21 protein-coding genes and 2 tRNA genes are annotated in these 19,722 nt (G+C 39.0%); 16 read left to right on the forward strand and 7 right to left on the reverse strand.

Going from position 1 to position 19,722, the window contains the following annotated elements:
• The first annotated feature begins 210 nt into the window (after window positions 1–210).
• From LY28_RS05915 to LY28_RS05925, 3 genes are all read left to right on the forward strand, one after another.
• The gene (locus tag LY28_RS05915; protein ID WP_110461258.1) at window positions 211–1,359 is read left to right on the forward strand and encodes a polysaccharide deacetylase family protein; all 1,149 of its coding nucleotides are present in this window, start codon (window positions 211–213) and stop codon (window positions 1,357–1,359) included.
• 230 nt (window positions 1,360–1,589) lie between these two features.
• Entirely contained in the window at window positions 1,590–1,898 is a 309-nt protein-coding gene (locus LY28_RS05920; RefSeq protein ID WP_110461259.1) for a hypothetical protein, read from the forward strand.
• Window positions 1,899–1,985: 87 nt separating this feature from the next.
• Window positions 1,986–2,189 carry a hypothetical protein gene (locus LY28_RS05925; RefSeq protein ID WP_133250177.1) on the forward strand — a complete coding sequence of 68 codons (204 nt, stop codon included), beginning with the start codon at window positions 1,986–1,988 and terminating at the stop codon, window positions 2,187–2,189.
• Between the two features lie 95 nt (window positions 2,190–2,284).
• On the opposite strand, the gene argH is transcribed toward LY28_RS05925, so the two are convergent.
• Together argH and LY28_RS05935 are read right to left on the reverse strand one after the other, a co-directional pair.
• Window positions 2,285–3,664, reverse strand: coding sequence for an argininosuccinate lyase (gene argH, locus LY28_RS05930; RefSeq protein ID WP_110461261.1), 1,380 nt, complete (start codon window positions 3,662–3,664; stop codon window positions 2,285–2,287).
• 114 nt (window positions 3,665–3,778) lie between these two features.
• Window positions 3,779–4,993: an argininosuccinate synthase gene (locus LY28_RS05935; protein ID WP_110461262.1), complete on the reverse strand. Its 1,215-nt coding sequence runs from the start codon at window positions 4,991–4,993 to the stop codon at window positions 3,779–3,781.
• 362 nt (window positions 4,994–5,355) lie between these two features.
• On the opposite strand from LY28_RS05935, the gene ruvC reads away from it, so the two are divergent.
• From ruvC to LY28_RS05990, 11 genes are all read left to right on the forward strand, one after another.
• Window positions 5,356–5,856: a crossover junction endodeoxyribonuclease RuvC gene (ruvC, locus tag LY28_RS05940; RefSeq protein WP_110461263.1), complete on the forward strand. Its 501-nt coding sequence runs from the start codon at window positions 5,356–5,358 to the stop codon at window positions 5,854–5,856.
• A 105-nt stretch (window positions 5,857–5,961) separates the two neighbouring features.
• The gene (gene ruvA / locus LY28_RS05945; RefSeq protein ID WP_110461264.1) at window positions 5,962–6,567 is read left to right on the forward strand and encodes a Holliday junction branch migration protein RuvA; all 606 of its coding nucleotides are present in this window, start codon (window positions 5,962–5,964) and stop codon (window positions 6,565–6,567) included.
• Window positions 6,568–6,664: 97 nt separating this feature from the next.
• On the forward strand, window positions 6,665–7,666 hold the full coding sequence (ruvB, locus tag LY28_RS05950; RefSeq protein ID WP_110461265.1) for a Holliday junction branch migration DNA helicase RuvB: 1,002 nt from the start codon (window positions 6,665–6,667) through the stop codon (window positions 7,664–7,666).
• A 66-nt stretch (window positions 7,667–7,732) separates the two neighbouring features.
• Window positions 7,733–8,248: an epoxyqueuosine reductase QueH gene (locus LY28_RS05955; RefSeq protein ID WP_110461266.1), complete on the forward strand. Its 516-nt coding sequence runs from the start codon at window positions 7,733–7,735 to the stop codon at window positions 8,246–8,248.
• A gap of 277 nt (window positions 8,249–8,525) precedes the next feature.
• Complete coding sequence (locus tag LY28_RS05960) at window positions 8,526–10,082, forward strand: N-acetylmuramoyl-L-alanine amidase (RefSeq protein WP_110461267.1); 1,557 nt, start codon at window positions 8,526–8,528, stop codon at window positions 10,080–10,082.
• Between the two features lie 119 nt (window positions 10,083–10,201).
• Window positions 10,202–11,398 (forward strand): GerMN domain-containing protein, encoded by a 1,197-nt coding sequence (locus tag LY28_RS05965; protein WP_110461268.1) that lies wholly within the window; start codon window positions 10,202–10,204, stop codon window positions 11,396–11,398.
• Between the two features lie 278 nt (window positions 11,399–11,676).
• Window positions 11,677–12,396 (forward strand): ribonuclease PH, encoded by a 720-nt coding sequence (gene rph, locus LY28_RS05970; protein WP_110461269.1) that lies wholly within the window; start codon window positions 11,677–11,679, stop codon window positions 12,394–12,396.
• 23 nt (window positions 12,397–12,419) lie between these two features.
• Complete coding sequence (locus LY28_RS05975; protein ID WP_110461270.1) at window positions 12,420–13,013, forward strand: XTP/dITP diphosphatase; 594 nt, start codon at window positions 12,420–12,422, stop codon at window positions 13,011–13,013.
• 89 nt (window positions 13,014–13,102) lie between these two features.
• On the forward strand, window positions 13,103–13,582 hold the full coding sequence (locus LY28_RS05980; protein ID WP_110461271.1) for a metallophosphoesterase: 480 nt from the start codon (window positions 13,103–13,105) through the stop codon (window positions 13,580–13,582).
• A gap of 153 nt (window positions 13,583–13,735) precedes the next feature.
• Window positions 13,736–13,809, forward strand: a tRNA-Gly gene (locus LY28_RS05985).
• Window positions 13,810–13,812: 3 nt separating this feature from the next.
• Window positions 13,813–13,889, forward strand: a tRNA-Arg gene (locus LY28_RS05990).
• Between the two features lie 158 nt (window positions 13,890–14,047).
• Here LY28_RS05990 and LY28_RS05995 read toward each other — a convergent pair.
• The 4 genes from LY28_RS05995 to LY28_RS06010 form a co-directional block, all read right to left on the reverse strand.
• The gene (locus LY28_RS05995; RefSeq protein WP_110461272.1) at window positions 14,048–14,419 is read right to left on the reverse strand and encodes a hypothetical protein; all 372 of its coding nucleotides are present in this window, start codon (window positions 14,417–14,419) and stop codon (window positions 14,048–14,050) included.
• An 80-nt stretch (window positions 14,420–14,499) separates the two neighbouring features.
• Window positions 14,500–14,943 (reverse strand): cell wall hydrolase, encoded by a 444-nt coding sequence (locus LY28_RS06000; protein ID WP_110461273.1) that lies wholly within the window; start codon window positions 14,941–14,943, stop codon window positions 14,500–14,502.
• 278 nt (window positions 14,944–15,221) lie between these two features.
• Window positions 15,222–15,983: a 5'-methylthioadenosine/adenosylhomocysteine nucleosidase gene (locus LY28_RS06005; protein WP_110461274.1), complete on the reverse strand. Its 762-nt coding sequence runs from the start codon at window positions 15,981–15,983 to the stop codon at window positions 15,222–15,224.
• Window positions 15,984–16,145: 162 nt separating this feature from the next.
• Entirely contained in the window at window positions 16,146–16,874 is a 729-nt protein-coding gene (locus tag LY28_RS06010; RefSeq protein ID WP_110461275.1) for an ATP-binding protein, read from the reverse strand.
• 293 nt (window positions 16,875–17,167) lie between these two features.
• Here LY28_RS06010 and LY28_RS06015 point away from each other — a divergent pair, with 293 nt between their 5' ends.
• Both LY28_RS06015 and LY28_RS06020 read left to right on the forward strand, forming a co-directional pair.
• Window positions 17,168–18,040, forward strand: coding sequence for an SPFH domain-containing protein (locus LY28_RS06015; protein WP_110461276.1), 873 nt, complete (start codon window positions 17,168–17,170; stop codon window positions 18,038–18,040).
• Window positions 18,041–18,058: 18 nt separating this feature from the next.
• Window positions 18,059–18,247, forward strand: coding sequence for a type II toxin-antitoxin system antitoxin (locus tag LY28_RS06020; protein ID WP_110461277.1), 189 nt, complete (start codon window positions 18,059–18,061; stop codon window positions 18,245–18,247).
• Window positions 18,248–18,326: 79 nt separating this feature from the next.
• On the opposite strand, the gene LY28_RS06025 is transcribed toward LY28_RS06020, so the two are convergent.
• Window positions 18,327–19,580: a methyl-accepting chemotaxis protein gene (locus LY28_RS06025; protein WP_110461278.1), complete on the reverse strand. Its 1,254-nt coding sequence runs from the start codon at window positions 19,578–19,580 to the stop codon at window positions 18,327–18,329.
• Between the last annotated feature and the right edge of the window lie 142 nt (window positions 19,581–19,722).

The following is a 19,722-nucleotide window of genomic DNA, read 5'->3' on the forward strand; positions in this document are numbered from 1 at the left end:
TTAGATTTCATGTATCAAGGACAGAATAAATTCTGAATAAATAAAAAGGCAGTAATATAAGATTAGGTGATATCCGCCTGAATAAACGATATAATATCGTGCGAAGGCTTGAAACGCAATTGATTTTAGTTAGGTCATAAATACTTTAAGCTGTTTTAAATGCAAAAGCTGAAATATGAATACAAATAAAAATATTGCTGGAGACTTAAAATGAGAAAAAATTTAACTTTGCTGATGGTTTTTATTATGATTTTGTCATCGGGATGTACTAATAATTTATATTCAAGCAAAGAAGTAAACCAAAGTAAAAATTCTGCTATAGATGAAGTTTCGAATGAAACTCAAGGGCAGGCCTCAACCGGAGCTTTAACATCAGGCAGCAGCAGTAAGGGCGGCAAGGCTGAAGCCTCAGCGAGCTCTCAAAAGGTAAATGCTATTGATTATAATACTGTTAAGCCGAATGAATGCGGGCAAATTATGGTTGTTATGTTTCATAACTTTATAGAGGAATACCAAGGCAAGGGAGATAAAGCATACACAACCACTTTTTCAGAATTTCAAAAGCTGCTTCAGGATTTATATGACAGAAAATATAGACTGATAAGTCTTACAGATATGCTGAACAATAATATTGATATACCGGCCGGCTGCATACCTATGGTATTTACATTTGATGACGGCACAGCAGGTCAATTCAGTTTAACTGAAAAAGCAGGAAAGCTTGTTGTAAATCCCAGATCCGCGGTAGGGATAATGGAGGAATTTAATAAGACTCATCCTGATTTTGGTCTGAGCGGTACTTTCTATGTGAATTTAGGTGTCAAGACTACCTTCAAGGGTGACGGAACCATGTCTGAGAGACTTAAATATCTGATTGATAAGGGCTTTGAAATTGGAAATCATACAAAGACGCATGTATCCTTGCCGGAGGTTAAAACCTCTCAAAAGATGCTTGAAGAGGTTGGGGGCAACCAAAAGCTGATGAACGAATATGTTCCGGGATATGTATTTAATTCTTTTTCACTTCCTTTTGGCAGTGCATCAAAGAATCTAAAGGAATATGTCATACATGGAAATTATGAAGGAACAGAGTACAGGCATTCTGCTGTCATGCTGGTTGGTGCAAATCCGGCACCGTCGCCTGTTTCCGTGAAGTTTGACCCCTTGGCTGTTCCCAGGGTAAGAGCTACAGGCATTACAAAGGTTGAGTGCGATCTGGCATGGTGGCTTGATGCAGTGAGCAAGGGAAGCTCACAGTATGTGAGCGACGGTAATGCTGATACTGTTGCTGTACCTAAGTCAAAAAAAGAGAATGTTGACATGGCAAAGCTGAATGGAAAACAGCTGATAGAATACTGACCCTTCATGCTGAGTGCCTTGTGCAAAAAGCGGTGAAGCTATCAAAAAATGCTTTTTATAAAAAAGAGACAGCTATTATATTTATCTGTTTCTTTTTGTTTGCAATAATATTTTTTATGAATATGTAATTGATAAATTATTGGTAATAATTTATAATTAATGTAAATAATGTTATTGGTATTCGTATATAATGTTTATTTGTATGATAATTAAAAGGGAGAGATTTGATTATGAGTCAAAAAAGCAAAAGAATTCAAACGGATACTGATGTAAAGAGAAAGGCTATACGGCAGGTCGTATTTCACATCAAGAAGAAAGCAGCTTCGGAATATGTAGGCAGCGAAAATCTGAAGGAGTGGATTAATCTGATAGAGGAGATACTGGGGAAGGAAGACTTTCTGATAAGGGATTATATTGAGGCTCGCAAGAGTCTGAACGATATTATTGAAAGAACTCTTGACGAAGAAATGAGGTTCAAGCTTCGGGATTCATGGTTCAGCTTGGGTAAGGCCTTGGAAAAAAAGGCTAAGGTTAACTGACTATGGAGAGGATATTTGTATCAGCCGATACCATTGGGACCTCAGCCGGCAGTAATTGATTTAAAATATATCAATTGGAGGTATGTAATGCTTTTGAGACAAGGGACAGCAGAGGTTAATAATAAAATATTGCTGGAAAGCATAAAAAGTGATATACAGCTCCAGCTTAAGGAACTGGGAGTTACTACATCGGGAATTAACGTTGAAATGAACTCAAAAAATATATCGCTTAATATAGGAATACGCTGTCTTTCACGCAGACTGAGGCAGCTTCAGTTCAATGCAAATTAAAAAAATTACCTGCAAGGATTGTAAAAAACTGTGAGAGGCTTTTTATTTTAATCCTGCCTCTCACAATTAAAAGGCTAAATAAACAGAGTCCGGTTTTAGAGTAAAGCGCTGATGTACGCTTTTGCATTACCAATAGCTTTTTGCTCAGTTTCACGTGCAGGCCCACCGGGAAGCCTTCTGCCAGAAACGCATTTTTCAAGGCTGATTTCCGAATAAACATCCTTCTCAATTTTGCCGGAAAAGCTTTTGAATTCTTCCATGCTCATGTCATCAATGGCCTTGTTGTTTTCAATGCAATACAGAACCATTTTCCCTATGATTTCGTGAGCGCTCCTGAATGGAATGCCTTTTTTAACAAGGTAATCGGCAATATCCGTGGCATTTGTAAAGCCGCCCTGTGCCGCCTTGTACATATTTGCTTTGCGAAGCTTCATAGTTGCAAGCATGTTTGAAAATACCGGCAGACACATTTTTACGGTATCAACAGCATCAAATACAGCCTCCTTGTCTTCCTGCATATCCTTGTTATATGCCAAGGGCAGGGACTTCATAACTGTAAGCATTGTCATAAGGCTTCCGTAAACACGGCCTGTCTTTCCGCGGGCAAGCTCGGCCACATCAGGATTTTTCTTCTGAGGCATAATGCTGCTGCCTGTGCTGTATGAATCATCCAGCTCAATAAATCCAAATTCATGGGATGACCAGAGAATTATCTCTTCGCTTAGTCTGCTAATATGCATCATCAGAATTGAAAGACAGGAAAGAAGCTCAATTGTAAAATCCCTGTCGCTTACGCCGTCAAGGCTGTTCTGAGTTACATCGTTGAAGCCGAGCTCATTTGCAACCATATATCTGTCAAGAGGATAGGTAGTTCCGGCTAATGCTCCCGAGCCAAGGGGAAGAATATTCATCCTTGACCGGCAATCACTCAAACGTCCGATATCACGCTTGAACATCTCAAAGTAAGCCATCATGTGATGAGCGAAGGTTATAGGCTGAGCTCTTTGCAAATGTGTGTAACCGGGCAGAATGGTGTCCAGATTATCCTCTGAAATTTTGATTATGGTATTTTCAATATTAATAAGCATGTCATTTATTACATTTATTTCATCTTTCAGATACATTCTTATGTCAAGTGCAACCTGATCGTTGCGGCTTCTTCCGGTATGAAGCTTTTTCCCTGTATCTCCGATCCTTGAGATAAGAATTTTTTCGACATTCATGTGAATATCCTCAGCATCAATTTCAAATTCAACTTTTCCTGCTTCAATGTCATTTAGAATATTTTTAAGGGTGCTCTGAATCAGGGAGCTTTCCTCATCGGAAATTATCCCGCACTTGCCCAGCATATTTGCATGAGCAATGCTTCCCAGTATATCATGCTTGTACATTCTACAGTCAAAGCTGATAGAGGAGTTAAAATCATCCACCAGCTTATCGGTGCCTTTTTCAAATCTACCGCCCCAAAGTTTCATAGTTACCTCCGTTATTAAAATTTCAATAAAGGGACAACCCGTCTAGGATTGTCCCACAAAAAGCTGATCAATAGCTTGACTTTAGTCAATTACTATCTGCGGTGGCTGTTCCGATTATTTAATATCCTTGCCCTTGAGCAGCTGAGCCCTGACCTTTATAGGAAGACCAAACAGGTTGATAAAGCCTTCTGAATCCTTCTGGTTATATACCTCATCCTTGTCAAAGGTTGCAATTTCTTCACTGTATAATGAATATTCTGATTTGGCACCCGCCGGCATGCAGTTGCCTTTATACAGCTTCATTCGTACTGTACCGGTAACTGTCTCCTGAGTTTTATCGACAAATGCCGATAAGGCTTCACGAAGAGGAGTGAACCATTGTCCAAAATATACTAATTCAGAAAATCTCTGAGCGACAAGATCCTTGTAGTGAATTGTGTCTCTGTCCAGACAAAGCAGCTCTAATTCTCTGTGAGCGGCATAAAGCACAGTTCCGCCCGGAGTTTCGTATACTCCTCTTGACTTCATGCCCACAAGCCTGTTTTCAACCATATCGGCGATACCCACACCGTTTTCGCCGGCAGCCTTGTTCAATACATCCATTAATTCAATCGGACTGTACTCAATACCATTAACTTTTTTAGGGATACCCTTTTCAAAATAAATCTCAACATATGTCGGCGCGTCCGGAGCTTTTTCCGGTGAAACCATCAGCTTTAAAATTTTATCGTACTGGGGTTCGTTCCAGGGGTCTTCCAGATCCATGCCTTCATGACTGAGATGCCAAAGATTTTTGTCCATACTGTAGTTGTCTTTCTTTGTAACAGGGACAGGAATATTTCTTGCAATTGCATAATCTATTTCTTCTTCTCTTGACTTAATATCCCATATTCTCCATGGAGCTATTATTTTAAGCTGCGGAGCCAGAGCTTTAACTGTCAGCTCAAATCTTACCTGATCGTTTCCTTTTCCGGTGCAGCCGTGACAAATAGCAGTACAGCCTTCTTTCAATGCTATTTCAACCATTCTTTTGGCTATTATAGGCCTTGCAAAGGAGGTACCCAAAAGATACTTTCCCTCATATACAGCGCCGGCCTTCAATGTAGGATAAATAAAGTCAGTTATAAATTCTTCCCTCAAATCCTCTATATAAAGTTTTGAAGCGCCTGTTTTAATTGCTTTTTCGTGCAATGGCTCCAGTTCATCTCCCTGTCCGACATCACCGGCCATTGCGATTACTTCGTAATCATAGTTTTCCTTCAGCCACGGAATAATTATTGAGGTATCAAGACCACCTGAATAAGCTAATAAAACCTTTTCTTTGCTCATATTTACCATCCTTTCAGCCGGGAAATCCCGACGGCAATCAATTATTATAAATAAAAAAAACAATACTATAAATTTATGCTAAAATATATTATAAACGAATTCCTAATTTGCGGGAAGTTTTACTTCCGGAAGAATTAAGCTTGTATTAATAATAAATTTACAATAATGATTATACAATGTTTTGTATAAATATTCAACATGATTTTATATTTATACAAAAATATTTGTAAATGCAGTAATAAAACGTCTGACGAACCAATGCAATTTATTATTTTAATGAAGGCTGATAACTCAACTTTTCCTGTTTAAAATTGAGTTGGTCTTTTAAAGGCTTGGTATATTTTAAAATATGGAGGTTACTAATGATAATAATGGGAATTGACCCCGGATTTGCAATTACAGGCTATGGTGTTGTAAAATATGAGGGGAACAGATTTTCGGTTCTGGAATACGGTGCGGTTACAACAGAGGCATCAATGAAGCTTTCACAAAGACTTTTGGTACTGTATAATGAACTGGAGATTTTAATAGATAAATTTAAGCCGGATGCAATAGCAATAGAAGAATTGTTTTTTAATAAAAATATAAAAACCGCCCTTAATGTCGGACATGGCAGAGGTGTATCAGTGCTTGCCGCCGCGAAGGCAGGTGTTGAAATATATGAATATACCCCGCTGCAGGTGAAGCAGTCGGTGGTGGGATACGGCAGAGCCGAGAAGACCCAGATACAGCAGATGGTTAAGGCTATTTTGAATTTAAGCGCAATACCCAAGCCGGACGATGTTGCAGATGCCTTGGCAATTGCCATTTGTCATGGGAATTCTTACAGGATGGGAGCTATTTTGGGTAATAATAACTTTTAGATATTGTGCACATTTTAATTAAGCTTTGCAAATATGGCACAAAGGTCTTGAACAGTAAATGTTTCCATAAAATAAAAAAGTACATAAATCAGCGGAGAGTGAAAAATGTTTGCATATGTAAAGGGAACCTTGGAGTACAAGGAAAGCAGCAGTATAGTTGTAGAAGCAGGAGGAATAGGATACAGGATTTTTACCTCAGTATCAACAATAAACAGTGTGGGTCAAATAGGAACAAAGGTAAAAATATTCACACATTATTATGTCAGAGAAGATCTGGTTGCTTTATACGGCTTCCATACACCTGAAGAGCTTGGTATGTTTGAAATGCTTATTTCTGTATCGGGAGTGGGGCCTAAAGCTGCTGTTTCACTTGCATCAACGTTGTCACCGTCGAAATTTGCACTGGCAGTGGTTTCACAGGATATCAAATCATTGACAAAAGCTCAGGGTGTGGGTGCCAAAGTGGCTCAAAGGATTATTCTGGAGCTAAAGGACAAGATATCAAAGGAACAGCTTACAGATAATACTTTTGGGTGCACGAATTCAGACCTGCAGGGAGTAAGTGACTGTGCCATGTCTGAGGCGGTAAGCGCTCTGATGGTACTGGGATACGGCTCCTTTGAAGCTTCAAGCTCGGTCAATAGGGTGTATGCAGACGGAATGAGTGTAGAAGAGACTATAATGAAGGCGCTTAAAGCCTTGTCAAAATAAGGGCTGCTGTCATAGACGTCATGGCGGGCTTAACTAAAGGTAATTACGGTTCAAGCTTTGCCAAATTTTTGTGCCAGAGCCGGGCGTGGAGGTTAAGATGGAAGAGGAGAGACTGGTGAATCGCGAGACTCATTCGGAGGATATTGATGAGCTGAGCTTGAGACCAAAAAAGCTTGAAGAATATGTAGGACAGTCAAAGGTTAAAAATAACCTTAATATATTTATCGAGGCAGCAAAAAAAAGAAAGGAGGCGCTGGATCATGTATTGCTCTACGGACCTCCGGGTTTGGGAAAGACCACGCTTGCAAGCATAATTTCATCTGAAATGGGCGTAAATCTCAGGATAACGTCCGGACCGGCTATTGAGAAGGCAGGTGACTTGGCTGCGATACTTACAAATCTGAGCACTCATGATGTGCTTTTTATTGATGAAATTCACCGGCTCAACAGGAGTGTGGAGGAAATATTGTATCCGGCAATGGAGGACTATGCCTTGGATATAATTATAGGAAAGGGGCCAAGTGCGCGTTCCATAAGAATTGACCTGCCCAAGTTTACCTTGATAGGCGCCACTACAAGGGCGGGGCTCCTTACTGCTCCTCTGAGAGACAGGTTTGGTGTCATAAATAAGCTGGAGATGTATACTGCTGACGAGCTTAAGCATATTGTAAAGCGTTCGGCAGGAATACTTAATATAGAGCTTGATGATAAAGGTGCTTATGAGATTGCGAGAAGGTCAAGAGGGACACCCAGAATTGCAAACAGGCTTTTAAAAAGAGTACGTGATTTTGCACAGGTAATAGGCGGCGGTAAAATAGATTTAAAGGTTGCAAGGCATGCTCTTGATGCCCTTGAGGTGGATGAAATCGGTCTGGACGGTGTGGACAGAAACATGCTGCTGAGTATAATCACCAAATTCAGCGGCGGGCCTGTCGGACTTGATACTCTTGCAGCATCTATAGGAGAGGATTCCGGAACAATAGAGGATGTATATGAGCCGTTTCTTATCCAGCTTGGGTATATTAACAAGACACCGAGAGGAAGAATGGCTACAAAACATGCATATGAGCATTTCGGACTGCCCTTTGGTGATGAATAAAAGGATTTCTCCTCAAGGGTGTCAGAATAATTTTAATTAAGACTTGTGGAAAAGGAGAATAAAATAATGAAGCTGTTATTACACATGTGCTGCGGCCCATGCTCCACATATCCTGTACAGGAGCTTTTAAAGGAGAAGTTTGCAATAGAGGGCTATTATTACAATCCCAATATTCATCCCATTGAGGAGCATACCAGAAGAAAAGAAAATGTTGAAAAGCTCAGCTGCTTAACAGATATTCCTGTAGTATATGATGATGATTTCAGACAGGATGAATGGGAAGCCATGAAGGATACAGGAGAAGCCAGATGTCACAGGTGCTACAGCTTACGGCTGGAAAAAACCGCAGGTTATGCCGCAGAAAATGGTTATGGAGCTTTTACCACAACACTTTTGGTAAGTCCGTATCAAAAGCATGCTTTGATAAAAGAGCTTGGGATGTTTTATGCGGAAAAGTACGGTGTGGAATTTGTATACAGGGATTTCAGGCCGGGCTTCAGGCAGGGGCAGCAGATGGCGAAGGATATGGGACTTTATCGCCAGAAGTACTGCGGCTGCATTCTGTCATTAAACAACAAATAAAAACAGGCTTGAAACGTAATTGACTTTAGAAGCTGTTGTTTACAAAAGTGTTACATTTTTTTTAAAACTCAGATATGTATTTTCTATTTTTCTTAATAATAGTATACTAACTTATATACATATAATGGTTGACAATTTATGTAGATTGATACCAAACAATATAAAAGGACAAGTATTGAAATGCTTCCTGTAACGGACTAAAGTCAATTACGGTTCAAGCCTTCAAAACGACAGAATACCGGGATAATACTTATGCTTCAGGAGGATAAAACAAAAGATGAAAAAATTGCTTATACTATTTGGAATGATTTTTAGCTTTATAACAGCCTTTTCGGCAGCAGCCTTTGCGCAGCAGCCTATAAATGTGATAGTTAACGAAAAAAAAATAAACTTTCCGGATGCGCAGCCGTTTATTGATTCAAATAACAGAACTCAGACACCTGTAAAATTTATTGCGGAAGAATTAGGTGCTGATGTATCGTGGAACGGAGAAGAAAAAAAGGCAACCTTTGTTATGGGAGATATAACCCTGGTGCTGTACATAGGAGACATAAATTATACAATAAACGGACAAGTCAGGCAAATGGATACTTCTGCACTTTTAAAGGACGACAGAACCTATGTACCTGCAAAATATGTGGCAGAAGCTTTCGGAGCTGAAGTGCGCTGGGAGTCATCATCTAAAACAGTGTATGTCAATATGGACAAAGGTGACAATAATGATAATACAGCAAAGGATAATGACAGCACTGGTACCGATAATCCTGCCGATGCGACAGATGCAAATAATACAGAGGATACAGCCCAGGAACCCGAGGGAGAGAATAACGGTACAGCTTCGGGAACTCCGGCGGTCACTTTAAAGACTGTAAAAGCTTCAATGACTTATTATAATAAATATGACAGGGTTTATTTCGCACTGAAGGGCATAAAGCTGGCCAATGTCGGCTCTACAGTGACAAATTACTTTACTGAGTCATATGATACGAAAAACAACAAATATACAATAACCTTGCCTGCAAGCTTCCCTGTATGCCTTGCCGAGGAGGTATTTAACATTAATGATTCAAGGGTAAGTACTGTTGAAATCCGCAGGAATTTTAAAACATATGATACTCAAATAGTTATTAGCGCAAAAAAACAATTCAAATTTTTTATATCATATAATGAAAAGCTGAATCAGTCTGAAATAAATTTATTGACACCGGCAAAGGACGGAGAACTGCTGGTGGTTATTGATGCCGGACATGGAGGTATAGACCCGGGCGCTTGTTATAGTAATACATATGAAAAGGATTTGAATCTGGCAATTGCATTAAAGCTTGAAAAGCTTCTCAAGGAAAAGAATATAAAAACCTTTATGCTCAGGCAGGATGACACCTTTGTTGCCTTGTACGACAGGCCGTATATTGCAAATGCATTAAATGCATCGCTGTTTATAAGTATTCATAACAATTCAATAGATAACGGCAAGGTCAGCGGTACAGAAACTTTGTACTATCCAGAAAAGGACGGAGATACTTCCTTTACCGGAGAGAAGTTTGCGAAAATAATTCAGGATTCCTTAATAAATAAGCTCAAAACGGTTAACAGAAAAACTGTTGAAAGGCCGCTGCTTGTGGTGCTGAGGTATACTAAAATGCCTGCGGCCCTGTCTGAAATAGGATTTTTGACAAGTGCTTCCGATTTGAAAAACTTAAAAAGCGAAGCTTTTCAGCAAAAAACTGCGGAAGCTCTTCGCGATGCTATAGTCAAAGGATTGGGACAGCTGCAGGCGGAAAAGAAAAGTGCTTTTGCAGAGCCTGAAAGTGAAGGAAGCACATTTATAGAATAGTAAGAATTAAAAAAACGGCAAGGTCAATTCAGACTAAAGTTTTGGGAAATAATAAAAAACAGATATATAGTCTATAATTATCATATGGTAATTTTTTCAAGAAATAAGGAGGACTATATATGAAAAGGTTTGTTAGTATTTTACTGGCAGTTATGATTTTGATTTCAGGGTGTTCATTTATTGGCAAAAAACAAAGTGATTCGGATAAAATTATTCCCGATTCCGTGCAAACCGATAATGCGGGAAATTCAGCGGAAAGTGCTTTTAATATCAATAATACGGCTCAGAGCGGTTCGAGCGGTGCTTCGGCAGCTGCGACTGCTTCAAGCACAGGGAGTGACAAATTATTAACGGATAGCAGTGGTGTGAGCGGAGGCCCCGAGGCTATTGGAATGCTGATTGACAATGGTGCCGGAAAAGGAGTTGTCAATGACCCGAAGGATAAGGACAGCATACTGATAACACTGTATTACAGGAATAAGGAAGGCTTGCTTGTTCCGGTTACGAGAAAGGTATCAAAACAGGAAGGTGTGGCTAAGGCTGCAATAAACGGTCTTGTGGATCAGGCGGTGACCAGAGAGCAGCTGGCATATTACGGATTGTATCCTGTTTTGCCGCAGGGGACAAAGATAAAGGGTATAAGCATTAAGAACGGAAACGCTGCCATAGATTTCTCAAAAGAATTTTTGAATGCTGAAAACAAGCAGAATGAACAAATGATGGTTTCATCTGTTGTTTACACTTTAACTGGATTTAAAACAATTTCAAATGTTGAGATTAGAGTTGACGGTAAAACCTTGGACAGGCTTGTTAACGGGACAGATTTGTCAAAATCCAGAAACAGGCAGAATACTTTTATAAATTCAGAGGAAACGGAGCTTAAGGAAGGCTTCATAAAGTGTGACTTATATTATATGGCATACGGAACCAAGGATATCAATTATATGATGCCGGTATCCACTCAGATAGAAAATTCAGAGGACAGCCAATTATTGGCTGCAATGTTTTCAGAGCTGAGCAAGAAACCAAGTGCTGCGGAATATTTTACGTCATTTCCTGAAGGAACTAAATTGCTTTCTTTTGATGAAAGCAGTAATTTGGCAACCTTGAATTTTTCATCTCAGATCAGTAATTACGGAGGGTCTGAGAAAGAAAACAGCCTGTTGAATCAGATATATTATACAATAAGCCAGCTGAAAAATATTAAAAAAGTAAAAATATTGATAGACGGAAAAGAGGCCGCATTGCCGGAGGGGTCAGAGGTAGCATCGGCAAAAGCTCTTCCGGATACATGGAATAAAATAATTGATAAATAAAATTTTCTGTAATGCTATTTATGAATATAGGATAAAAAAACAGCTGCCGCCGTGAAATATACGGCGGCAGCTGTTTGATATTGACAATTTTGTTCTGATATAATTTATACGGGATTATTAGCTTTGTATAATTGGGTTTGTTTAAAAACAGGTGATTTTTATAAGCTTTTGAGGTATTATAAAAGAGCCGTATTTCGGCTGAAGCCAAAAACAAATTAAATAATGATTCGATGAAAAATTAGGCGTGGCTATAATTTATAATTTAAATTGGAGGGAATATTTTGAGACAAGACGGAAGAAGCAACTCACAGTTAAGAGCTGTTAAAATTACAAGAAATTACATAAAGCATGCTGAGGGCTCTGTTCTAATTGAGGTTGGAGATACGAAGGTTATTTGTACTGCCTCTGTGGAAGAAAGAGTTCCCCCGTTCAAGAAGGATTCCGGTGAGGGATGGGTTACAGCCGAGTATTCTATGCTGCCTAGGGCAACAGGTGTAAGAAATTCAAGAGATATATCAAAGCTCAGGCTAAATGGCAGAAGTCAGGAAATCCAGCGTTTGATAGGAAGATCACTCCGGACTGTAATTGATTTAAAGCTTTTGGGTGAGAGAACAATTACTGTTGATTGCGATGTTATTCAGGCGGACGGAGGCACAAGAACTGCTTCAATAACGGGCAGCTATGTGGCTTTGCTGGATGCATGCCGGAAGCTGAAAGATGACGGCTTGATTTCCCGGATGCCTGTAATCGGTTTTGTAGCAGCTACAAGTGTTGGAATAGTAAAGGGTGAAGAAATGCTGGATTTATGTTATGCTGAGGACAGCAATGCCGGTGTTGATATGAATGTTGTTATGTCTGACAATGGTGAGTTTATAGAAATTCAGGCAACAGGAGAAAAAACCTGCTTTGGCAGAAAGCAGCTGGACTCCTTGCTGAGTCTGGCGCAATCAGGGATAGAAGAGCTGATAAGGGTTCAGAAGGAAGCTTTGAATAATTAATTTGCTTTTTAGGGAGAAAACGAATGAAGGTATTAATTGTTGCTACAAAAAATAAAGGCAAAATTTCCGAAATCAAAAGGGTTTTGTCAGGTATGCCTTTTGATGTGCTGTCGATGGGAGATATCGGGGTAGATATTGATGTAGAGGAAGATGGCAAGACCTTTGAGGAAAATTCAATGAAAAAGGCACAGGAAATATGCAGAATATCAAATGAAATTGTTATTGCTGACGATTCGGGGATTGAGGTTGATTTTCTGGAGGGAGCCCCGGGTATATATTCAGCAAGGTTTGGAGGACTAGGAGCTACCGACAGGGATAGAAATGCAAAGCTTTTGGCTATGCTTAGAGAGGTGCCGTTTGAAAAAAGGACGGCAAGATTTGTCTGTGCAATTGCAGTTGCATTTCCTGACGGGAGAGCCTTCGTTGTACGTGATACCTGTGAAGGCTTTGTGGATTTTGAGTGCAAAGGAAATAACGGATTTGGGTATGACCCTCTTTTTTATATGCCTGAATATAATAAAACCATAGCCGAATTGGACATTGACATAAAGAATAAAATCAGCCATCGTGCAAAGGCATTAAACAAGATGGCAGAGAAAATTGAGGAATATCTGTAAAAAGGCTTGAATCTGAGATTCAGAGACTGGCTTTAGCCGGCCTGTGAATCTTGGAGCTCTGCTGCATAGGTTGTTTTGGGGGAAGCACAATGAAGGTACTTGTAATAAGTGATACTCATGGATATATTTCTAATGCCAGATATGCAATAGATAAAAATCCCGAGGCAGAAATGGTGATACATCTTGGTGATTACTGCAAGGATGCAGTTCAGTTAAGCAAATTATATCCCGGTATTATATTTGAATTTGTTTCGGGGAACTGTGATAACAGAAGTAATGCTGTTTGTACTGAAAAAACCATTGAAATAGAAAATTGCAGAATTTTTATGACACACGGGCATAATTATTCGGTTAAGCTGAATTTAAGGCCTATACTGAAAAGAGCTGAGGAAGAAAATGCAAGGCTTGTTTTATTCGGACATACCCATATAGCCGGCATTGACAAGGAAGACAATATTCTTCTGATAAATCCCGGAAGTATTTCACAATCCCGCGGCAGTAAGCCTGAGTCATATGCTGTTTTGGATATTTCAGAGGGAAAAATAAAAGCGGATATATTCTATGTTTAGAAGCGGCTTTTATTGTGCCTTGAATTTTTTCGTCTGTTTGGGGGGCTTAAAAAATAAAAATTTTAAAAAGTTGTTGACAAAGTATACGGGGTACCTTATAATATTAAAAGTCAGCTGAAGAAACGCTATAAACGCTGGCGCTGAGTAATATGTGCGGGTGTAGTTCAATGGTAGAACATCAGCCTTCCAAGCTGATTGCGAGGGTTCGATTCCCTCTACCCGCTCCATATGTGCCAATAGCTCAGCTGGATAGAGCAACGCCCTTCTAAGGCGTAGGTCTTGGGTTCGAATCCCCATTGGCACGCCAATTTAAAAAATCATTAGAAAGCAAATACCTATATTTTGCCTATCTAATGATTTTTTTGTATTAGTATGCTTTCTAATGAGGCTTCAGCCTCAAACCAAAACTATCAGCATATGAAATCGGTTTCTAGCCGATAGTACTTGACTTTTTAGTGAAGAAACTTAATAGTAAAATGAAATAAACTTAATGGTAAAGAAGTCACATGCTACAACGTTACCTGTTTCAGCCTGCCTAATAGTTATATAGTTTGCACCAACGCTCAGCAGTTCACCAAACTTATCTACTAATGTACCGGTTCCTATTAAAAATTCTACTCTGACCTTTTCACCTATTTTTGTACGTAAATATCCGTTCAGATATTCTGTACTTTCAAGTGTTACTGCCTGAGGCTGAGTAGTAGGCGTTATAGGCGCTTCTAATGGCCTTGCTGTGCCATTTTGGTATAATACCTCGGGTATGGCTCGATTGGGGTCAATACGTTCATGAGGATAGCAGTCATCCGTATTGTAATATGGAACGAAAAAATTTTTCATAATTACGAACTTCCTTTCTGCAATCAGATTATAATAATTTGCCGGCTCTAATTGTTTTTTTAAAAATAGCTGGAAACGTATCAAGTTTCTGCATATTTTTGTGTGGGTATATAGAAACAATGCTTATTAATTCTGGTTAAAATAATTCCTGTGCCGTTGGGCGGGAAAAAGGATGCGCATGTCGGGCTAAAAGGGTTGTAATACCAAAGGGAGTTAGCAACTGCACCCAATGTATTTCCTCCTAAAGCCCAATCGGCTATGTCATAATGGATTTGCTGAGGATTCATATTATATATATTCTGCGGATTATATTGATCTGCAACTACTTCCTTGCAGCAGGTGAATTGATTGATTTGCATAATTGCGCTTCTTATATCGCCATTAACAAGTCTGAAAAATTCACCGTACGGAACGGTAGTTCTGTTCATAACAACAGATGCAACTCCTCTCAAACCGTCATCGCCTTCTCCGCCTGCTTCGCATTGCAACAGTCTTGCAAACAGTTCTCTATCAGTATATGCCATTTTCAATCACCTTTAATGTTGAAACTTAAAAAGGAAAGCTTTTATTCATAATATCAGTATATTGGTTTTAAATTGCTTATGTTACATAATTAAAAAATTATGTTAATGAATACTTGTATTAGTTTTGTGCCTGAGGGGACTAAGGTCAGTTATGGTTAAAGCCTAAAAAATCAAGAGACAGCAGGGAAAAAAGAAGCTTACCTTCACAATGATAAAATTATTTTATTATTGTGAAGATTAGCCTCGAACAAAACCTACCTGCCGATAATAATAGCTCTTTATCCGGCCTCATTAATAAATTGTTTTATAATGCCGCAAGTAAAATGACTGGCTGTTTTTTCAATAAATTTAGGAAAGTTTATGCCTGCCTCCTTATCAGCCTTGTCTGATATAACACGGAATACAACGAAGTCTGTATTGTGCTCATAACATACTTGCGCCACTGCCGCACCTTCCATTTCAATACATTTAAGATTCCGTATTTCCCTGCTCAGGCTTTGTACCTTCTGTATATCTGCCACGAACAGGTCACCGCTTGCAACTGTACCTACGGTGATGTTAGGAGTTGTTATTTCAAACTCTTTTAAGTAGCATTCAGCTACATCAGCTTTCATACTTTCAGATATGTAATGATGAGCAGACAGCTTTGCGAGAGCTGTCATTTTTGGGGATGCCTCAAAGGTATCAACACCCAGCAAGGGTATCTCAAATTTTCTGAAAGGAGGCAGGGCACTTGCGTCCATGTCATGCTGCACAAGCTTGTCAGCAATAACGATATCTCCTATATTGAGAGACTTATCTGCTCCACCGGCAACTCCGGTAAAAATGACCAGATTAACTCCGAAGGTTTCTATAAGAGTAGTTACAGTTGATGCTGCGGCAACCTTTCCGCATCTCGAAAAAACTAGCACTACATCTTTGCCGAACAAATCTCCGACATAAAAATTACGCATTCCTATATTTTTTGATTCCTTAATAGTCATGCTTTCCGATAAAAGCTTGATTTCTTCCTGCATTGCACCAATAATACCTATTGTCATGATAAACCTCCCTGCCGAATTAAGAATATGGATTTATTTAAGCACTGGTGCGTACCTATACGCATGATTGCAGCATATAAATAAAAGAGTCTATAAAGAAGCTCTTTATAGACATTATAACACTAGATGGCACTATGTGGTAATAAAAATTGTGCGGCTGTTTTATACCGATAGAACTTCTCCGCTTGTTCCTATGACAGCTATACTCCAGGGAATCATTTTTCCCGACTTTATCAGTGCGGCTTTTACGGCGTTTACAATACCGCCGCAGCAGGGAACTTCCATTCTTAGTATTTTAACACTGTTGATATTGTTGTTTTCCAAAATTGCTGCCAGCTTTTCGGAATAATCACCATCGTCAAGCTTCGGACAACCAATTAAAGTTATCCTGTTTTTCATGAATTCCTTATGGATATTTGCGTATGCGTATGCCGTACAATCTGCCGCTATTAATAAATCACAATTTTCAAAATAAGGGGCGTTAACAGGTACAAGCTTAATTTGGCAGGGCCATTGCATCAGCTCCGAGGTGAGTGGTTCGGTATCGGCTTTAGCCGGTGCAGTCTGGCTTAGGCTCTTTTTGATTGACATGGCTCTTGAGCCGGGGCAGCCGGTGTGTACAGGAGAGCCTGACAAAGCATGCAAATCAGATTTCTTTTTTATATTTTCCATAACAAGCTCCTCATCATATGCAGCTGCCTCACGTTCTATGATAGTAATAGCATCTGCGGGACATTCGGGAAGGCAGTCGCCTAATCCGTCACAATAGCTGTCAGAAATCAGTTTTGCTTTTCCGTTCTCAAGTATGAGCGCGCCTTCATGACAGGCATTTACACATAGGCCGCAGCCATTGCATCTTTCTTCATTAATACTTATTATTTTTCTTTTCATTGTGTCCTCCTTTGTGAGCCTTGAGCTCAAATAAATTGTATATGGCGGTTCTGATATCTGTAAAGGGTTTAAACCTTGTGCTATCTCATCTGCTTTGATTATAATACATACAGGTATAATATTATGTAGCTGTAGATACAAATTTAAGCCGGTATAAAATTAATATGGTACAAAACAGTTTGTGCTAATAATTAAGAAAATATTGACGGAATAATATTAAAATGATATCATATATATATCATAAAAATATAAGTTGATTAAAATTTGTGCCCTGATGGGCGTAGGAGGTAAATATGAAGGAGATTATAGGCAAAACAAAATCAGGAGGCTTGTTACTGCTTGTATCATTTATTGTGCTTATTGCGAGTGTAGGCATATTTGTACTGGGTTTATTAAATGAGGGTATATTATTATCAGTAATCGGCTGCGTATTGTTTGTTGTATATATTTTTATATTGCCAGGTTTTTTTACAATTCAGCCCAATGAGGCAATGGTGCTGATACTGTTCGGTAAATATGCAGGAACCGTAAAGGAAGCAGGCTGGCATTGGTCCAATCCTTTTTATACAAAAAAGAAAATATCCCTCAGATCCAGAAATGTAAACGGCGAAAAAATAAAGGTTAATGATGAAATGGGTAATCCGATAGAGATCGCGGCGGTAATTGTCTGGAGAGTTGAGAATACTGCGGAGGCCTGTTTTGATGTTGATAATTATATCGACTATGTAAATGTACAGAGTGAATCAGCTCTCAGGCATTTGGCAGGTATGTACCCTTATGATGTGGATGAGGAGAATACAGATACTTTGTCATTGAGAGGCAGCTCGGATGAGGTTTCGGAGGCTCTCAAGAATGAACTGCAGCAGAGATTGGGTAAGGCGGGCGTTATTGTTGAGGAGGCAAGAATTTCACATCTTGCATATGCTCCTGAAATTGCGGCTGCTATGCTTCAGAGACAACAGGCAGCGGCAATAATAGCAGCAAGGCAGAAGATTGTTGAAGGCGCGGTAGGCATGGTTCAGATGGCATTGAATAAGCTGAGTGTTGATGGGATTGTTGATTTGGATGAAGAAAGAAAAGCTGCTATGGTTAGCAATTTACTTGTTGTCTTATGTGGGGAAAGAAGCACTCAACCTGTAATTAATGCCGGAACTTTACACAATTAATGCAAAGGTGTTGAAATTATGTCAGAAAAAAAGTCTATTTTGCTAAGGTTGAGTCCAAGGATGTGGGAAGAAATATCCAAGTGGGCTGATGACGAATTCCGTTCGGTAAATGGCCAGATTGAGTATATACTGAGTGAAGCGTTACGGAAAAGAAAATCCTCTCATACAAAAGCAGCGGATAAGGATGCTGATTCCTATATAGAATAGCGGTTAAATAAAAGCCATGCACATCAATATATTTTCTTTGGTGTGCATGGCTTTTACGCTGTGTTTTTCATATGTATGTTTATCTGAGCTTATATTTTTTCAGGTTAAGATTCAGTTGATTTACCAATTGATCCAGACTTTGAGCTGAAGTTTTCATATCATCCAGAATCTTTAGCTGATTTTCTGTGGTAGCCGCAACTTCTTCACTTGAAGCAGCAGTTTGCTGAGATACAGAGGATATGTTTTCAATTGAACTGATTACTTCACTCTTGTCATTCTGCATTTTAATAACTGCTTCATTGACATCATTAATCTTTGTTACTATGAAGTCAATTGCGTTGGCAATATCATTAAAGGAGCTGTTTGTCTTGTCAACGGCAAGGTTTTGCTCCTGAGAAACTTTTTTCATTACTTCCATGGATGAAATTGCAAGAGCTGATTCCTCTGCTATGCTTTGCATCATATTGTTAATTTCCTCGGTTGACTTTCGGCTTTCATCTGCAAGCTTACGAACCTCATCGGCAACAACCGCAAAGCCTTTTCCGGCTTCACCTGCTCTTGCGGCTTCGATAGCGGCGTTAAGAGCCAATAAATTAGTTTGCTCTGCAATATTTTCTATTGATTCAACAAACAAACCAATATTTTTTGTGGCATTTGTCAGATTTCCGACGACTGAAAATATCTTTTCGGAAGTTTCATAGGTTTCTTTTGATTTATCCCTCAGGGTTGTGACTGCTTTAAGGCCTACAGTGTTTAAATTGCTGATTCTGTTTGTCTCGGAAGTTATACCGTTGTAGCTTTCATAAACAAAATTTATTTGGTCGGAAAGCTTATCAACAACCTGTACTCCTAGTTGAGCCTCTTCAGCCTGAGAGGACGCACCCTTTGCAATCTCATCTATTGTTTTTGATATCTCCTGTATGGCACCGGTGGCATTTTCTGTGGTAGATACAACCTTCCTTGATGCCTGAGTTATTGACATAGAAAGATTGAAAAAGCTTTCTATAAGTGAACGTATTTCACTTATCACAGAATTGACTACTGAAGCGATTGCTCCTAAAAATCCGTATTTTTTCGGTTCAATCATATTTGAAAAGTCACCGGATTTGAAACCTTCAATTTCTGATGAGAATTTCTTAATACCGCGTTTATACCTGAATCCAGTATTAATGGCTAAAATGAAGCCTGTAACTTCCGTGGAAATAAATGTGAAAATTACAAAAAGCGGATTTTTAAAAACTATTCCTACTATAACCGAGAATACAATACTAGATATCAGATTTAGTACAGATAACACAAAATAATTGGAATTACTTGATTTGTTTTTTTTCATAAAATCCCTCCAAGTTATGCAAAAATTAATCGATTATAACATATACATTTTCTATTCTACAAATATTAGTAAAAACCTTTTTTAATTTGCAATAACTTTATAATTGCCGGAAAAATGAAATGTATATTTGTTGAAATATGTA

The organism is Ruminiclostridium sufflavum DSM 19573, assembly GCF_003208175.1.
In the GTDB taxonomy this organism is placed as follows: domain Bacteria; phylum Bacillota; class Clostridia; order Acetivibrionales; family DSM-1351; genus Ruminiclostridium; species Ruminiclostridium sufflavum.

Bases quoted from the DNA above. Each gene is read 5' to 3' on its own strand.
- LY28_RS05915 (WP_110461258.1), top strand. From the start codon at position 211: ATGAGAAAAAATTTAACTTTGCTGATGGTTTTTATTATGATTTTGTCA.
- LY28_RS05920 (WP_110461259.1), top strand. From the start codon at position 1,590: ATGAGTCAAAAAAGCAAAAGAATTCAAACGGATACTGATGTAAAGAGA.
- LY28_RS05925 (WP_133250177.1), top strand. From the start codon at position 1,986: ATGCTTTTGAGACAAGGGACAGCAGAGGTTAATAATAAAATATTGCTG.
- argH (WP_110461261.1), bottom strand. From the start codon at position 3,664: ATGAAACTTTGGGGCGGTAGATTTGAAAAAGGCACCGATAAGCTGGTG.
- LY28_RS05935 (WP_110461262.1), bottom strand. From the start codon at position 4,993: ATGAGCAAAGAAAAGGTTTTATTAGCTTATTCAGGTGGTCTTGATACC.
- ruvC (WP_110461263.1), top strand. From the start codon at position 5,356: ATGATAATAATGGGAATTGACCCCGGATTTGCAATTACAGGCTATGGT.
- ruvA (WP_110461264.1), top strand. From the start codon at position 5,962: ATGTTTGCATATGTAAAGGGAACCTTGGAGTACAAGGAAAGCAGCAGT.
- ruvB (WP_110461265.1), top strand. From the start codon at position 6,665: ATGGAAGAGGAGAGACTGGTGAATCGCGAGACTCATTCGGAGGATATT.
- LY28_RS05955 (WP_110461266.1), top strand. From the start codon at position 7,733: ATGAAGCTGTTATTACACATGTGCTGCGGCCCATGCTCCACATATCCT.
- LY28_RS05960 (WP_110461267.1), top strand. From the start codon at position 8,526: ATGAAAAAATTGCTTATACTATTTGGAATGATTTTTAGCTTTATAACA.
- LY28_RS05965 (WP_110461268.1), top strand. From the start codon at position 10,202: ATGAAAAGGTTTGTTAGTATTTTACTGGCAGTTATGATTTTGATTTCA.
- LY28_RS05975 (WP_110461270.1), top strand. From the start codon at position 12,420: ATGAAGGTATTAATTGTTGCTACAAAAAATAAAGGCAAAATTTCCGAA.
- LY28_RS05980 (WP_110461271.1), top strand. From the start codon at position 13,103: ATGAAGGTACTTGTAATAAGTGATACTCATGGATATATTTCTAATGCC.
- LY28_RS05995 (WP_110461272.1), bottom strand. From the start codon at position 14,419: ATGAAAAATTTTTTCGTTCCATATTACAATACGGATGACTGCTATCCT.
- LY28_RS06000 (WP_110461273.1), bottom strand. From the start codon at position 14,943: ATGGCATATACTGATAGAGAACTGTTTGCAAGACTGTTGCAATGCGAA.
- LY28_RS06005 (WP_110461274.1), bottom strand. From the start codon at position 15,983: ATGACAATAGGTATTATTGGTGCAATGCAGGAAGAAATCAAGCTTTTA.
- LY28_RS06010 (WP_110461275.1), bottom strand. From the start codon at position 16,874: ATGAAAAGAAAAATAATAAGTATTAATGAAGAAAGATGCAATGGCTGC.
- LY28_RS06015 (WP_110461276.1), top strand. From the start codon at position 17,168: ATGAAGGAGATTATAGGCAAAACAAAATCAGGAGGCTTGTTACTGCTT.
- LY28_RS06020 (WP_110461277.1), top strand. From the start codon at position 18,059: ATGTCAGAAAAAAAGTCTATTTTGCTAAGGTTGAGTCCAAGGATGTGG.
- LY28_RS06025 (WP_110461278.1), bottom strand. From the start codon at position 19,580: ATGAAAAAAAACAAATCAAGTAATTCCAATTATTTTGTGTTATCTGTA.